Here is a 15,745-nt window from a genome sequence, read left to right on the forward strand (position 1 = left end):
ACCTTGCCAAATAGGAGCGTCAGGACGCAAAGAGGCTCCGCCGCGCGAAGCGCGCAGCGGAGCCTCTTTGCATGTCCGAGGACGTTTTCAGAGCTTTGCCCTGCAGGGTCCCGAGGGGATATGTAATCTATTCAGCCATCTGAGCCTGGACGGCGGTGATGGCTACGACACCCACGATGTCGTCGGCAGAGCAGCCGCGCGACAGGTCGTTGACCGGCTTGGCGATGCCCTGCAGAATGGGGCCGTAAGCGTCGGCGCCGGCGAAGCGCTGGACCAGCTTGTAGCCGATGTTGCCGGCCTCGAGGTCGGGGAACACGAGCACGTTGGCCTTACCGGCGACGGAGGAGCCGGGAGCCTTGAGCTGGGCGACGGTGGGGACGATAGCAGCATCGAGCTGCAGGTCGCCGTCGATGGCGAGCTCGGGTGCCTTCTCCTTGCAGAACTTCACGGCCTCCTGGACCTTCTTGGCGACCTCGCCACCGGCGGAGCCCATGGTGGAGTAGGAGAGCATGGCCACGTGCGGCTCAACATTGCCCATAAAGGTGGACCAGGAGTGGGCCGAGGCGATGGCGATCTCGGAGAGCTCGTCAGAGGACGGGTTGATGTTGAGGCCGCAGTCGGCGAAGATCAGCGTACCGTCGGTGCCGAATTGCGGGGTGTCGGTGCACATCACGAAGAAGGCCGAGACCAGCTTGGTGCCCGGGGCAGTCTTGAGGATCTGCAGCGCGGGGCGCAGGGTGTCGGCGGTGGAGTGGCAGGCACCGGAGACCAGGCCGTCGGCATCGCCCATCTTGACCATCATGGTGCCAAAGTAGGTGGCGTCCATCACCTGGGCACGAGCCTGCTCGATGGTAACGCCCTTCTTGGCGCGGAGCTCGGCAAACTTCTGTGCGTACTCCTCGTGCTTCTCGGCATTGCGCGGGTCGATGACGGTGGCGCCGGGAACGTTGATCTCGTTGGGATCGCCCAGGATGACGATGTTGGCCAGGCCTTCTTCGATGATCTTGTTTGCCGCGACGATGGTACGCGGATCCTCGCCCTCGGGCAGGACGATCGTCTTAAGGTCGGCCTTGGCGGCAGACTTCATACGGTTCAGGAAATCGCTCATGATACTCCTTACAAGCGTTTCGCTAAGCTCCAGGCCCTCGGCTGTACACGAATAAACCCGCTGCTAGCGGGTTTACCTTTCAATAATGTACGCCGCGGTGCTTGAGCTTTCCTTGTGTGGCAAGCTCATTATAGGACGCATTAGCGCTATAATCGCTCTGATAAATATGTCTCGACGTATGTTCGAGAAAAAGCCCAGTTAAAAAGCGTGTGGCTTTTGACAAGGAGTATCGATGCAGATTACCTCAGGCCTGCCTGAAGGCTTTAATGCCGGTGCGTACGACATGATCGTTGTCGGCGCCGGTTATGCCGGTGCCGTTTGCGCCCGCCGTCTTGCCGAAACTATCGGCTATCGTGTTGCCGTTTTGGAACGTCGCGGCCACATCGCGGGTAATGCCTACGACTGCACTGACGAGGCCGGAATCCTGGTCCACGAGTACGGTCCGCACATCTATCACACTTTTAATGAGCGCGTCCATAACTTCCTGTCGCGCTTTACCAAGTGGACGGACTACCAGCACAAGGTGCTCGCCAACATCAACGGCACCCTCATGCCCGTACCCTTTAACCATGCGAGCCTCAAGCTCGCCTTTGGCGATGAGCGCGGCGAGGAGCTGTATCAGAAGCTCGTGGAGACCTTTGGCAAGGACGTCAAGGTGCCCATTATGGAGCTGCGCAAGAAGAACGACCCGGATCTTGCCGAGGTCGCCGATTATGTCTATGAGAACGTCTTTTTGCATTACACCATGAAGCAGTGGGGCCAGACGCCCGACCAGATCGACCCCTCGATCACCGGCCGCGTTCCCGTCTTTGTGGGCGATGACGATCGCTACTTCCCGCAGGCTCCTTTCCAGGGCATGCCGCAGGACGGCTATACCGCGCTGTTCGAGCATATGCTCGATCACGATCTGATCGACGTATTCTGTGACGTAGACGCCCGTGACCTCTTTGAAATCGACGAGACCACCGTCAAGATCGACGGCAAGGTCTATGGCGGCGAGATCGTCTACACCGGTCCGCTCGACGAGCTATTCAACCTCGACCTGGGCGCGCTGCCGTACCGCACGCTCGATATGAAGTTCGAGACGCTCGATATGGACCAGTTCCAGCCCGTGGGCACCGTCAACTACACCACGAGCGAGGACTATACGCGCATCACCGAGTTCAAGAACATGACTGGTCAGGTCCTGCCCGGCAAGACCACCATCATGAAGGAGTACTCCAAGGCCTATACGCCCGGCTCGGGCGAGACGCCGTACTACGCCATTCTTGAGCCCGAGAACCGTGAGCTCTATGAGCGCTATCTTGAGCGCGTCCAGAACCTGACGAACTTCCACCCGGTGGGTCGTCTGGCCGAGTATCGTTACTACGATATGGACGCCGTGACCAATTCTGCCCTCGATCTTTCGGATGAGATTATCGCCTGCCATGCATAAAGTCATAACATTCGGTATTCCCTCGTATAACGCCGCCAAGGACATGGACCATTGCATCACCTCCATCTTGGAGGGGAGCAATTACGCCACCGATATCGAGATTATCGTGGTGGACGACGGCTCCAAGGACGAGACGGCCGCCAAGGCCGACGAGTGGGAGGCCCGTTATCCTGGAATCATCCGCGCGGTGCACCAGGAGAATGGCGGTCACGGTATTGCCGTCCTTTCGGGTCTGCGCGAGGCGCAGGGCACCTACTACAAGGTTGTCGACTCGGACGACTGGCTTGACGGCGCTGCCCTTTCGACCATGCTGTCGATTCTGCGTGGCTTTGAGGAGCGCGACCAGCGCGTTGACCTGTTTATCTCGAACTACGTGTACGAGAAGGTTTACGAGGGCACGCATACCGCTATCGGTTACAAATTTGCCCTGCCGCGCAAAAAGATCTTTTCCTGGGATCAGATCGGTCATTTCCGCCTGGACCAGAACCTACTCATGCACAGCCTGTGCTATCGCACGGATGTGCTGCGCGAGTCCAACCTTCCCATGCCGCCGCACACGTTCTATGTGGACAACATCTACGCCTACGTGCCGCTGCCGCGTTGCAAGACCATGTACTACGCCGACATCGACCTCTACCGCTACTTTATCGGTCGCGAAGGTCAGAGCGTCAACGAGGCAACGATGGTCAAGCGTCTGGACCAGCAGTTCCGTGTTACGCGTATCATGATGGAGTCGTACCACCTGTACAGCGATGTTGAGTCGTCGCGTCTGCGTTCGTACATGATGGGCTACTTCACCATGATGATGGCGATCTGCTCGGTGCTCACCAAGCTTTCCGAGGAAGATTGCGCCGACGAGCGCCTAAAGACGCTGTGGAATGATTTGAAGGCCTACGACGAGCGCATGTATCGTCGTGCCCGCTACGGCGTGGTCGGCTTCTTCACCAACCTGCGCGGACGGGCCGGAGACAAAACCACACTCGGCCTATACCGTCTTGCCTCAAAGATCTTCAAATTCAACTAGCACAGAAACGCACGGGTAACGGGGACCCCTGGTCCTTAACTTGCTACTTCGGACAGTCCTGCGCAAGACGGAGGCGCCACTGGCGCCTCCTTTGCGTGCGGAACTCGTATCAAGTTAAGGACCAGGGGTCCTCTGCTATGTCTTGCTTTATGTCAGACGGCTGAATTTGAAGATCTTGGACGCGCGGTACACAGGGGCCTGGGCTGAAAAGAATCTGGTTGGTAGGTTGCCCGGTGGGGTTTGGTTATGTTTGTCGCGAGTTCCGCACGAGCCGAAGAGCACTTAATGTGCTCTTCGTGCGAGCCGGGACTGTAGAGCAGCAAACATAACCAAACCCCACCGGGCAACCGGACGAGCTAGTTTACTTTGCGGCGCCGGGTATGCCGTGGGAGGTTTTGGCGTTTTTGGCTCCGTTTACGATGGCGGTCTGTAGGGCCCTTACGGCGAGCATGCCCAGCAGGTCTAGGGGAACGGCAGCGCTTGCCTGGGCGCCCAGTTTGCCGCTGGCAAGGGTGTAGATGGTGTCGCCGTCGTTGGTGGTGTGTGTGGGGCGGATGGCGTGCGCATAGGCGTCTGCCGCCATCTGGGAGACCTTGGTGGCCTGAGCTTTAGTGAGCTCAACGTTGGTGACGATGCAGCTGATGGTGGTGTTGGTGCGGTCGAGCGGCATTTGCATGGAGCCGGCGGCGGCAAAGGCTGCGAGCTCCATGTCGACGATCTGGTCGCTATCTGCTGCGGCGCGCATACCAGCGACCCATTCGCCGGTGAAGGGGTCGACGACATTGCCGCAGGCGTTGACCGAGACCACGGCACCCACCTTAACAGGGCCGAGTGCCACGGCGGCAGCGCCTAGGCCGGCCTTCATGCAGGTGGCGGGGCCCATGAGCTTGCCCACGGTGGCACCGGTGCCGGCACCTACATTGCCCTGCTCGAGCGTGGTGGGGGTGTTGTCGAGCGCCTCGCGCACGGCGGAGATGCCAGCCTCAATGTCGGGGCGTACGGCGGGGTCGCCAAAGGCGAGGTCGAAGATGCAGCTGGAGCACACGATAGGCACCTGCGTGGGGCCGACGGGAAGGCCGATGCCGCGGCTCTCAAGCTCGCGAGCGACGCCGCTTGCGGCCTCCAGGCCAAAGGCCGATCCGCCCGAAAGGCAGACGGCGTGGACCTTGTCGACGGTGTTCTCGGGACGCAGCAGGTCGGTTTCGCGCGATGCCGGGGCACCGCCGCGAACGTCAACGCCGCCGGTGGCGCCCTCGGGTGCCACGATTACGGTGCAACCGGTGCCGGCCTCCTCGTCCGTGTAGTTGCCAAGGCAAAAGCCATCGACATCGCAAACGTCAATGGCCTCAAGCAGTGTATCCATGTTTTACTCCTATCGGTTTTCCGCCGGGCCTTATGCCCGGTCGGGATCCGTACGGTACGCCGAAATTGTAGGCGCTGGGGGATACCCAGCGCCAGATGCAATTACGAGAGTTTTTGAATCGCGCGCGCGACGCGGGCGATGGGTAGGCCCACCACGTTATAGAAGTCGCCCGAAATATCGTGCACGAGCATGCGTCCTCCTGTGCCCTGAATGCCGTAGGCGCCGGCCTTGTCCATGGGCTCACCCGAGGCGACATAGTGCTCGATCTGCTCGTCGGTGAGCTCGTAGAACGTCACGTCGGTCACATCGACAAAGGACAGGCTCTCGGCGGAATGCGGAGCCGTGGCGTCGCCTGCCTTAACGATGCAGACGCCGGTTGCGACCTGGTGCGTGCGGCCCGAAAGCTCACGGAGCATGGTACACGCCTCGTTCTCGGTTGCCGGCTTGCCCAGAATCTTGCCGTCAAAGGTGACGATGGTGTCGGCCGCGACCGTCAGCTCATTGGGCTCGGCATGCTCGGCGGCAACGGCGGCGGCTTTGGCGCGTGCTAAGCGTTCAACGAGCGTAAGTGGGGCCTCGCCATCAAATGGCGTTTCGTCGATATCGGCAGGAATGATGCGAATGTCATAGCCCGCCTCGCGCATCAGCTCGATGCGGCGCGGTGATTGCGAGGCCAAAATCATAGCTGAATGCCCTCGGCAACCTTCTCGACAGCCTTGTCGCCGGCGAGCGTGCGCAGCAGCTCAAGCGCAAAGGGGAGCGACTGGGCCATGCCGCTGGCGGTGATGATGTTGCCGTCTTGCGTAACCTTCTCGCCGGTATAGGCGCCTTCGGGGAAGCTCTTCTCAAAGCCAGGGAAGCACGTGGCGTGGCGCCCCTCGAGCAGGTCGAGCTCACCCAGGATAAACGGGGCGGCGCAGATGGCGGCGACGTGTTTGGCGGCGGCGAACTCGCAGACCACGTCGCAGACGCGCTGGTCGGCACGCAGGTTGGTGGCGCCGGGCAGGCCGCCAGGTAGCACGACGCAGTCGTACTCGTCAAAGTTGATCTCGTCAAAGAGCGCATCGCAGGTCACGGGAATCTGCAGCGAGCTTACGACCTCGCGCGTGGGCATGATCGAGACAAGCGTGGCGCGCACGCCGCCGCGACGCATGACATCGACCATGGTCAGGCATTCAATAGTTTCAAAGCCATCGGCGGCGAGAACGGCAACGCTGGGCATGAGGGTTCCTTTCATAGGCGGCATACAATTAGCCGTCTTATACCCCGAAGACCTCCGCTTGCCACGCTTGATTTCCCAATGTTTAAAATAGCCCCGTCCGAATTAGCTACCCCCACCCATCCTCAACAATCTCAATCTGTAACATCCATCGACCAAAACTAGCCCCAACTGTTACAGATCGAGACAGTCCCCAACAGCACCGCCCCGTTCGGGGAAACGACCGCTACAGGTACGGCGGGCAGAGGCTCACTTTTTTCTTCGGTTTTTCTTGACGGAATCTCACCTGTTGTAGTACTTTGTCCCAGTCTAAAAACGCGTGGACTTTTCTGGGCGCTAGCCACCTTTTTGCCACGCAACCGAGCAGTCGGTTGCGTGGCTTTTTTCGTCTTGGCAGCAGGTACCACATGCGCCGCCAGAAGACCGCACGAGCCCACCTTCCGACTGCAGGGAACAGACGCACGAGACGTGCATCTGCAAGACAGCAGACGGAAGGGAGCCTAATGGCAGAAACAAACACAATCAAGCAACAGACCGCCGAGGCGGGAGCCGCGGGCGCGGGGCAGGTCAAGGCGGCGCTCCAGGTCTTTGCGGGCGGCGCCTGCTACGGCGCGATGGCCACGACCTACAAGCTCGCCTACGCCGCGGGCTTCACCTCAGCGCAGGTGGTGGCGAGCCAGGCGTGGTTCGGCTGCCTCTTCTTCGCCCTCGCCACGCTCGCAGGGCACGCACTCGGGCACCGCTGGCAGCGCGTGGGCTGGAAGCTCGCCCTCAAGCTCATGGGCCTGGGAGCCCTCACCTGCCTCACCTCAATCCTCTACTGCTACGCCATGAGCGTGCTGCCCGCCCCGGTGGCACTCACGCTCCTCTTCCAGTTCACGTGGCTGGGGCTCGTGTGGCAGACCGTCATGACGCGCCGGCCGCCGAGGCTCCTCCAAGTGGCCTCCGCCCTGGTCATCGTCTTCGGAACGGTGTTCGCCAGCGGCGTCTACAAGACCGGCATCACCGGGTACGACCCCGTGGCCCTGCTCTGCGCGCTGGGGGCGGCCGTGTCCTGCTCCCTCTTTGTCACCCTCTCCGGCAAGGTCGAGGCCCCCTGCTCGTCCGAGCAGCGTGGCGTCATCGTATGCGCGGGCTCCGTGGTCATGTCGCTCACGGTGTGTCCGGACTACGTCGTCTCGGGCGTCCTCGCCCAGGGCATCCTGCCCTTTGCCGTCATCGCCGGCTTCTTTGGCATGCTCTGCCCGGTCCTGCTCTTCGGCATGGGCTCTCCGCACCTGCCCGCGGGCCTGTCCACCGTCATGGCCGCCGCGGAACTCCCCGCCGGCCTGCTCATCGCCATGATCGTCCTCGGCGAGCCGCTCGGCGTCGTCGAGTGGCTGGGCGTCGCCATCATCCTCGCCGGCGTGTGCCTGGCACAGGTCCCCTCCCTGCTTGGAGGCCGGGAGGCACGTCGCGCCGCCGCAGGACAAGCCGTCAGCTAGTCACCCCTTCACAGGCGGCCCGCGCGCATCAGGGAAAGGGCCACGGGCCAGGCGCGCGAGGCCGCAAGGACGTTATAAAGCGTCCCCCGCAGAGATGGGGGCGCCAGAGAGAAGGAGGCACCATGCCATTTCCAAAAGGGTTCCTTTGGGGAGGAGCCACCGCCGCCAACCAATGCGAGGGAGGTTATGACGAGGGCGGCCGCGGCCTTGCCAACGTCGACGTCATCCCACACGGGCCGGAGCGCAACGACGTAAGCCGCGGCCTGAGGCGCATGCTCGACTTCGAGCCCGGGTACTACTACCCGGCCCAGACGGGCATCGACTTCTATCACCACTACCGCGAGGACATAGCCCTCTTCGCGGAGATGGGCTTTAAGGTCTTTCGCCTCTCCATCGCCTGGAGCCGCATCTTCCCCAATGGCGACGAGGAGGAGCCCAACGAGGCCGGGCTCGCTTTCTACGAGGACGTGTTCCGCTGCTGCCGCGAGCACGGGATCGAGCCCCTCGTGACCATCACGCACTTCGACTGCCCCATCCACCTCGTCAAGAAGTACGGCGCCTGGCGAAACCGCACCCTTATCGAGCTCTACAAGCGGCTTGTGACGGTGCTCTTCAACCGCTACCGCGGCCTCGTGCGCTGGTGGATCACGTTCAACGAGATGAACATGATCTTGCACCGTCCCTTCATGGGTGCCGGCATCGTCCTCGAGCCCGGGGAGAATGCCCGCGAGGCCGAGTACCGCGCCGCGCACAACGAGCTCGTGGCGAGCGCCTGGGCCACCAAGATCGCCCACGAGGTCGATCCGGAGAACAAGGTGGGCTGCATGCTCGCCGCGGGAAGCTACTACCCCTACTCCTGTCGTCCCGAGGACGTTCGCGCGGCGCAGGTCAAGAACCAGGAGGACCTCTTCTTCGTGGACGTGCAGGCGCGCGGTCGCTACCCCGGCTACGCGCTCAAGATGCTCGAGCGCGAGGGCATCGACGTGGGCATGACCGCCGAGGACGAGCGCATCCTTGCGGAGAACACCGTCGACTTCATCTCGTTTAGCTACTACTCCTCGCGCTGCACCGCGGGCGACCCCGACTCCGTGGGCGGCGTCGCCGAGGGCAACGCCTTCGCCGGCGTGGAGAACCCCTACGTGCGCACGAGCGACTGGGGCTGGGTCATCGACCCGCTGGGATTCCGCATCACGATCAACGACCTCTGGGACCGCTACCAGAAGCCGCTCTTTGTGGTGGAGAACGGCCTCGGCGCCTATGACGAGGTGCTTCCCGACGGCACGATCGAGGACGACTACCGCATCGCCTACCTGCGCGAGCACATCGAGGCCATGCGTGACGCCATCGAGCAGGACGGCGTCGAGATGCTCGGCTACACCACCTGGGGGCCGATCGACCTCGTGAGCGCGGGCTCCGGCGAGATGGAGAAGCGCTACGGCTTCATCTACGTGGACCGCGACAACCTGGGCAACGGCACGCTCGAGCGCAGGCGCAAGAAGAGCTTCTACTGGTATCAACAGGCCATCGCCACCAACGGAGGCGACCTGGGCTAGCCGCCCGGGCAATATCACTAAGGAGAAAATAATGGCTGAAAAATACGACGATCTGGCCAGATCCATACTCGAGAACGTAGGCGGCACAGAGAACGTCGCCAGCGTCGCGCACTGCATCACGCGCGTGCGCTTCAAACTCAAGGACGAGTCCCGCGCCAACACTGCCAAGATCGAGGCCCTCAAGGGCGTCATCCAGGTCATCCAGGCCAACGGCCAGTACCAGGTGGTCGTGGGTAACATCGTCGAGGACGTCTACGACGCGGTCCTGGAGGCCGGCAACTTCTCGGGCGGCGCAAGCGCCGACGACGAGCCCCAGGGCGATAAGACCGTTGCCTCCGTCGTCATCGACCTCATCTCTGGCATCTTCCAGCCCATCCTGGGACCGCTTGCCGCCGCAGGCATCATGAAGGGACTGCTTGCCCTCATCACCTACTTCGTCCCGGCCTTTGCAAACGACGGCCTCTACACGCTGCTCTACACCGTGGCTGACGGCTTCTTCTACTTCCTTCCCGTCGCCCTGGCGTTCAGTGCCGCGCGCAAGTTCCGCATGAACGAGTTCACCGGCGTGGCAATCGGCGTGGCGCTTCTCTACCCGACGATGGTCGCCCTGACCTCGGGCGAGGCGCTCGGCAGCATCGACCTCGGCGTGGCCGGCACGTTCTCGTGGTACGCCACCGCCCTCGGGCTCCCCATCATCATGCCCGTGTCCGGCTACGTGAGCTCGGTGATCCCCGTCCTTCTCATGGTGTGGTTCGGCTCTATCCTTGAGCGCTGGCTCAAGAGCTGGATGCCGGCTGCGCTCAAGATGTTCCTTGTCCCGCTCGCCACGATGACGGTCTCCATCGTCTTGGGCTACCTCATCATCGGCCCGGTGGCCACCCTCATCACCAACCTGCTGAGCGCGGCATTCTCGTTCATCTTCCAGCTCCCCGTGGTTGGTTCCGTCCTGGGCAGCGCCCTGGTTGGCGGACTGTGGATGTGCCTCGTCATCTTTGGCTTCCACTGGAGCCTCATCCCCATCTCCATCATGAATCTGAACACCCTCGGCCACGACAGCGTGCTCGCCGCCACCATCGGCCACGGGTTCGCGCTCGGAGCGGTCATCTTTGCCATGTACCTCAGAAACAAGGACGAGCGCTTCCGCGGCATCGCCCTTCCCGCGATGATCTCCGCCTTCTTCTTCGGCGTCACCGAGCCGGGCATCTACGGCATCGCCCTCCCCAACAAGCGCGCGTTCGTCGTGGCATGCCTGAGCTCCGCCGTGGGCGGCGCTATCGTGGGAATGACTGGCGCTCTCATGTACATCTCGGGCGGCCTCGGCGTCTTCAACCTGCTCAACTTCATCGACGGGACCCCTGGTGGCGCCGGGATCTCCCACATGATCTTCGCGATCATCGCCTCGCTCATCTCCGCCGTCCTGGCCTTTGTTATCGAGTTCATCACCTACCGACCCAACGACGAGGAGGAAGGCGCCCACTAGCTTGCGCCCTCCTCAATCAGCTCTATGTAATTGAGGAGCAGTTGAGGTGGGTGAGGGCCGAGGGCGATCAAGGTGGCCGCCCTCGGCCCGGGACAACCTGCCAGAAGGCGTTTAGCTTTCTCGGGCGGCGCTGAAATGAACTGCGCCCCGATACTTGGACGGGTCAATTAGCGGCCTATGCCGCACATGGGGACTGATTTCGGAACTCCTCCGGGGTCAGTCCCTTTTGCTTAACCCGCCTCCTCTTGTTCCAGTGAACGGTATAGGCTTCGAGGTCCCGCTTGAACTCCTCGAAGCTCCGCCACGTCCGGCTCCTGTAGAATTCGTCCTTCAGGCGCCCGGGCAGCAGCTCCGTCGCATGAGCTTGCCCTCGCACGCCGCCGGCCCCGGCCGGGTCCGGGCACCCTTCGGCCTCCCGCTGGCCTTCGGCGCGCCCGCACCCCCTGTCGCAAAGCTCTGCTGCAAGAGTCCTCAGCGTGGCGTCGTGCCTGACTCTCCCGTCCATAAAGAAGCCCCCATTTCTAATGTTCAAGAAATGAGGGGCGGTTCAATTTCGGGACGGGGATTAAATAATCATTCGGAGCAAATCTATTTTTATCCCCGTGCCAGAAAAATCATCGGGCGTGGTCTGGGGCAAACAGTCTAGTTGCGCTTGAGGTGGACGACGGTTTCGCAGTGGAAGGTTTGCGGGAACAGATCGACCGGCGTGATCTTGACGGGGGAGAAGGTACCTTCCTCGACAAAGCGCTTAAGGTCGCGTGCCAGGGTGGCGGGGTCGCAGCTCACGTAGGCGACATCGCGAGCGCTCGTGCTGGCGATAAGGTCGATCGCCTCGGGGGCGAGGCCTGCGCGCGGCGGGTCGACCACCAAGACGTCGGCATCCTGGTCGGGGAACTCGCGCACCGCGTCTCCGCCAATGACGTCGACGTTATCAAGCTTGTTGATTTCCAGGTTACGGTGCAGGTCGCGCACGGCCGGGCCGTAGGCCTCGACGGCGGCGACGAAGTCGCAGCGGCGGGCGAGCGGCAGGGTAAAGGTTCCGGCGCCGCAGTACAGGTCCACGGCAAGCTCGTCTTCTTGCGGGTCGAGCGCTTCCATGACAAGCTCGATCAAAATCTCAGCACCCTTGGTGTTGACTTGGAAAAAAGACGGGGCAGACAAGCGCATCTGACCCTCGGCGATATTCTCGGTCCATGAGCCCTCTCCGGCGAGCATTTCGACCTTGGAGACACGGCGGGCCTTCTTCTCACCCTTGCTCATAACGCGCACTATGCTCGTGGGGTGTGCGGCGTCTGCCAGCACGCGCGAGACTTGCGAGCGCGGAAACGACCCCGTGGGCGTCCAGAGCGCGACCTCGAGCGCTTTGGTGCGACGCGAGGCGCGAATGCCCACGCGCTCCAAGCCCAGGTCGTGGCTGCCGCTCAGATAATTGAGCGCGCCGACAACCGATTTGAGTGCCTTGGGGAAGCGCTTATCGAACAGCGGGCACGAATCGACGGTCACGATCTTGCTGGGATCGACGCCGTGCATGCCAAGACGAACGCGGCCGTTAACGACGGTCGGTTCGAGCTCAATTTTATTGCGGTAGCCCCAATCGTCCTTGGTGTGGCGGATGGGCTGCACCAGCTCGTCGACTTGCTCAGGGGTGAACTTGCCGATGCGCTCGAGCGTGGAGCGCAGGTTTTGCTCCTTGGCGGCAAGCTGAGCGGTGCGCGAGAGATTGCCCCACGAGCAGCCACCGCAGATGCCCACGAAGGGGCAGGGAGGCTGAATTCGATCGGGGCTCGGTTCCAGAATCTCGGTGGCGCGGGCGCGCATAAACGATTTGCCGTCCTGCACGATTTCGGCCTCGACGGTGTCGCCCGCCACGGCGCCCTGCACAAATACGGCTTTGCCGTTATCGGCATGCGCCAGACCATCGGCGCCGTAGGTCATCGATTCTATAGTGAGCTTCATATCCCTGCCTGTCATTCGCGTTGTTGTCCGCAACCATGGTAGCAGGGAAAAGCGCCCCGTACCTGAGGCATTCCTCAAATACGGGGCGCTTCTACAAACGTCTATTTCGTCTTGCCGGTAATGAGCGTCTTGAGTCCTAGGCCGATTAGGCCCAAGCCCATGCGCACGCGACCGGGGCGATGGCGCTCGATGGCTTTGGTCTTGCCGGCGGGTTTCTCGCGGCGGGCGCTTGCCTGGGGCGCGGGCTTGGCGGTCTGCGGCTGAGGCTGGGGCGCATGCTCGGGCTCGGGCTCGGGCTCCAGGTCGGGCTCGATGACGGTCGCCTGGACCTTCTGTACCTTAGGGGCTGCCGGCTGTGGCTCGGGCTTGGGACCCAGAACAGGTGCGGATTCCGGTTTTGCTTTGGCGACGGGCTCCGAAGCCACGGCTGCGGACTCGGCGTTGCGATAAGCGCGCTCCAACAGGAACTCCTGCGAGTTAAAGGGCTTCTCACCCTCTTTTCGCTCTACGGGAACCCAGGTGCCGTCGCTCGTCAGGCTACGTGCCTTCACGTTGTCGCGCAGCTGCACACCCATGTACTCGTGCACCAGCGCGCGGCAGGTGGGGTCGAGCACGGGGAAGGCGATCTCCACGCGATGCTCGGTGTTGCGCGTCATCATGTCGGCAGAACTCAGGTAGATCATGTCCGAGTCCACGCCGAAGGCATAGACGCGCGCGTGCTCCAAGAAACGTCCGACGATAGAACGTACGTGCACGTTTTTGGTCTTGCCCGCAATGTTGGGCTTCAGGCACGAGATACCGCGGATGATCATGTCCACGCGCACACCGGCACACGATGCCTCGGCGATCTTGTCGATGACCTCGCGGTCGGTCAGCGAGTTGAGCTTAAAGAATACGCGCGCGGGCTCGCCGGCGAGAGCGCGTTGTATCTCGCGGTCCAGACCGCGCATGATGAGTGGCTTGAGACCGACGGGCGCCACGCCCAAAAAGCGGTAGTCGCCGCGCAGGTTGCCCAGCGACAGGTTGCGGAAGAACAAGTTGGCGTCTTCGCCGATGCCGGGATGGGCGGTCATGAGCATAAAGTCGCTGTAGAGCTTGGCCGTCTTCTCGTTAAAGTTGCCGGTGCCCAAAAGCGTGAGTCGAGTGAGCGCCATGCCCTCGCGATAGGTGAGCTGGCAGATCTTTGAGTGGCATTTAAAACCCTCGGAGCCATAGATGACGGTGCAGCCCGCTTCTTCCAGACGCTCTGCCCACTCGATGTTATTTTGCTCGTCAAAGCGCGCGCGGAGCTCCATGAGCACCGTGACCTCTTTGCCGTTCTCGGCGGCGTCAATCAACGACTCGCACAGACGACTCTGCTTGGCCACGCGGTAGAGCGTGATGCGCAGCGAGATGCACTCGGGGTCGTATGCGGCCTCGTGTACCAGGTCCAGGAACGGATTCATGGCCTCGTAGGGGTAAAAGAGCAACTTGTCGCCCTGCAGCACCTGCTCGCGAATGGAGCGGGACATGTCGATGGTGGGGTTGGGCTGAGGCTTAAACGGCGTAAAGAGGAGCTCGTTGCGCAGGTGCTCGGGAATTTTGCCCTCGATGCCAAAGACATAGCCCAGGTCGAGCGGGATATCGCAGGTAAAAACCGAGCGGCGCGAAAGCTCGAGCGCTTTGCGGATGGTCTTGAGTGTCGCCTTCTCGAGCGAACCGGAGACGGCAAGCACCACCGGTTGCAGGCGCAAGCGCTTTTTGAGGATGCGCTTCATGTGCTGGCGGTAATCCTCTTCCTCCTCGACGCCCTCGCCGTCCGGGTCGATATCGGCATTGCGGGTGACGCGGATCAGAGCGCGGTCGAGCGGCTTATAGGAGCCAAAGCAGCTGTCCAGGCAGGCGAGAATGACGTCCTCGAGCAAGATGTAGGAGTAGGTGCCGGCGGGCGAGGGGATCTCGACCACGCGGTTCATTGAGGCGGGAATCTCGATAAGGCCCAGCAGGCTCTCCTCGTCCGTGACACCGTCCAGTCCGCAAGCTAGATAGAGTGCGCCGTTGCGCAGGTTGGGGAAGGGGTGGCGCGGGTCAATGACCAACGGCGAGATGACCGGCGACACGTAGGCCTGGAAGTAGCGGGTGACAAAGGTGCGCTCCTCGGGCGTAAGCGAGTCGATGCGAGCGCGGTGAACGCCCAGGGCGTCGAGCTTGCCCTCGATGCTCTTGAAGATGGTCTCCCAGCGGGTAAGGAGCCCGGGCATCTCGGCCATGACGGCATCGACCTGTTCGGAGGCGGTCATATTGCTCTTGTTGTCGACAGGCTGTTTTTTGAGCTCTGCCAGATCGGACAGGCCGCCCACGCGCACCATGAGAAACTCATCGAGGTTAGACTCGAAAATCGACACGAACTTTAGCCGCTCGAACAGCGGAACGGTCTCGTCGAAGGCTTCGTCAAGCACACGGTTGTCAAAGCGCAGCCAGCTGAGCTCTCGGTTCTGCGTGTACGAGAAGTCGCGCGGCGGCTTACGCAGCTTTGCAGCGGCTTGCTTTTTTTCGATTTTGCTCGGCATATGCATCTGTCCGTTCAGTCCCCGTGGGGGACGGTTGCCTAACACTATTCACTATTGTCTCAATTTAGTCGACCTATGGCACGGACGTATCGCGTGAACGGTATCTTTACCTACTTCTTACGCTGACAAGCCATAGAGCTGACGCCCTTCGCGTTGTGAAAAACGGTCTATATCCTCACTCAACTGGTGAGTATGTGTGAATAAGAATGATAGGTAGCTGAATATCATCGAATACAGACAGAAACACGAACAAGCGTCATTTATATACATAAAACCGTTTTAGATATGCAATTCTTAATCGAAAGATTGGAGTTGTAATTGCGAATGATTTTTAAGAAAAAAGAGCATTTACCTTAGAAAAGCTACTTTAGAACGCCGAAGTGCATTATGGGGGAATCATATTCTATATACCGTTCATCGAACTTTGTTGACCGTTCGGGGGCGAGGTGGAATTGCGGTTGGAATTTGGATATAACTAGAGCTGTCAGCAAGCAGCACCCGTTACGGAAGGGTGCTGAGAGATTCGGCCGAAAGGCCCGAAAGAAAGGTAGGAGGCCATGACGAAAGGTCTGCA

12 protein-coding genes are annotated in these 15,745 nt (G+C 61.3%); 5 read left to right on the plus strand and 7 right to left on the minus strand.

Going from position 1 to position 15,745, the window contains the following annotated elements:
* Positions 1-127: 127 nt before the first annotated feature.
* Positions 128-1,108, minus strand: coding sequence for a phosphate acetyltransferase (gene pta / locus DWV20_RS09290; protein WP_089573084.1), 981 nt, complete (start codon positions 1,106-1,108; stop codon positions 128-130).
* A 232-nt stretch (positions 1,109-1,340) separates the two neighbouring features.
* On the opposite strand from pta, the gene glf reads away from it, so the two are divergent.
* Positions 1,341-2,543 carry a UDP-galactopyranose mutase gene (gene glf / locus DWV20_RS09295; protein ID WP_055252340.1) on the plus strand — a complete coding sequence of 401 codons (1,203 nt, stop codon included), beginning with the start codon at positions 1,341-1,343 and terminating at the stop codon, positions 2,541-2,543.
* Entirely contained in the window at positions 2,536-3,567 is a 1,032-nt protein-coding gene (locus tag DWV20_RS09300) for a glycosyltransferase family 2 protein (RefSeq protein ID WP_022094096.1), read from the plus strand. The genes glf and DWV20_RS09300 overlap by 8 nt, the downstream gene beginning before the upstream one ends.
* A gap of 361 nt (positions 3,568-3,928) precedes the next feature.
* Here DWV20_RS09300 and DWV20_RS09305 read toward each other — a convergent pair whose 3' ends face one another.
* The 3 genes from DWV20_RS09305 to DWV20_RS09315 all read right to left on the minus strand — a co-directional run bounded on the left by DWV20_RS09305 (position 3,929) and on the right by DWV20_RS09315 (position 6,152).
* A complete protein-coding gene (locus DWV20_RS09305) occupies positions 3,929-4,930 on the minus strand; it encodes a P1 family peptidase (protein WP_118237719.1) in 1,002 nt (333 codons plus the stop codon).
* Between the two features lie 101 nt (positions 4,931-5,031).
* Positions 5,032-5,613: a nucleoside triphosphate pyrophosphatase gene (locus tag DWV20_RS09310; protein ID WP_118237721.1), complete on the minus strand. Its 582-nt coding sequence runs from the start codon at positions 5,611-5,613 to the stop codon at positions 5,032-5,034.
* Positions 5,610-6,152: a DJ-1 family glyoxalase III gene (locus tag DWV20_RS09315; protein ID WP_117735750.1), complete on the minus strand. Its 543-nt coding sequence runs from the start codon at positions 6,150-6,152 to the stop codon at positions 5,610-5,612. Before DWV20_RS09315 ends, DWV20_RS09310 begins: the two co-directional genes overlap by 4 nt.
* Before the next feature lie 500 nt (positions 6,153-6,652).
* Here DWV20_RS09315 and DWV20_RS09320 point away from each other — a divergent pair, with 500 nt between their 5' ends.
* The 3 genes from DWV20_RS09320 to DWV20_RS09330 all read left to right on the plus strand — a co-directional run bounded on the left by DWV20_RS09320 (position 6,653) and on the right by DWV20_RS09330 (position 10,666).
* On the plus strand, positions 6,653-7,633 hold the full coding sequence (locus tag DWV20_RS09320) for an EamA family transporter (RefSeq protein WP_117638210.1): 981 nt from the start codon (positions 6,653-6,655) through the stop codon (positions 7,631-7,633).
* A 122-nt stretch (positions 7,634-7,755) separates the two neighbouring features.
* Positions 7,756-9,186 carry a 6-phospho-beta-glucosidase gene (locus DWV20_RS09325; protein WP_117583936.1) on the plus strand — a complete coding sequence of 477 codons (1,431 nt, stop codon included), beginning with the start codon at positions 7,756-7,758 and terminating at the stop codon, positions 9,184-9,186.
* A gap of 31 nt (positions 9,187-9,217) precedes the next feature.
* Positions 9,218-10,666: a PTS transporter subunit EIIC gene (locus DWV20_RS09330; RefSeq protein WP_118237722.1), complete on the plus strand. Its 1,449-nt coding sequence runs from the start codon at positions 9,218-9,220 to the stop codon at positions 10,664-10,666.
* 175 nt (positions 10,667-10,841) lie between these two features.
* Here the strand turns inward: DWV20_RS09330 and DWV20_RS10000 are convergent, their stop codons facing one another.
* From DWV20_RS10000 to ppk1, 3 genes are all read right to left on the minus strand, one after another.
* Positions 10,842-11,171, minus strand: a complete 330-nt coding sequence (locus tag DWV20_RS10000) for an IS3 family transposase (protein WP_197032199.1) — start codon at positions 11,169-11,171, stop codon at positions 10,842-10,844.
* A gap of 137 nt (positions 11,172-11,308) precedes the next feature.
* Complete coding sequence (rlmD, locus tag DWV20_RS09340; protein WP_118237724.1) at positions 11,309-12,637, minus strand: 23S rRNA (uracil(1939)-C(5))-methyltransferase RlmD; 1,329 nt, start codon at positions 12,635-12,637, stop codon at positions 11,309-11,311.
* 86 nt (positions 12,638-12,723) lie between these two features.
* On the minus strand, positions 12,724-15,171 hold the full coding sequence (ppk1, locus tag DWV20_RS09345; RefSeq protein ID WP_233539820.1) for a polyphosphate kinase 1: 2,448 nt from the start codon (positions 15,169-15,171) through the stop codon (positions 12,724-12,726).
* Between the last annotated feature and the right edge of the window lie 574 nt (positions 15,172-15,745).

Origin of the sequence: Collinsella sp. AF02-46-1 (genome assembly GCF_003465825.1) — a bacterium.
Classification (GTDB): Bacteria; Actinomycetota; Coriobacteriia; order Coriobacteriales; family Coriobacteriaceae; genus Collinsella.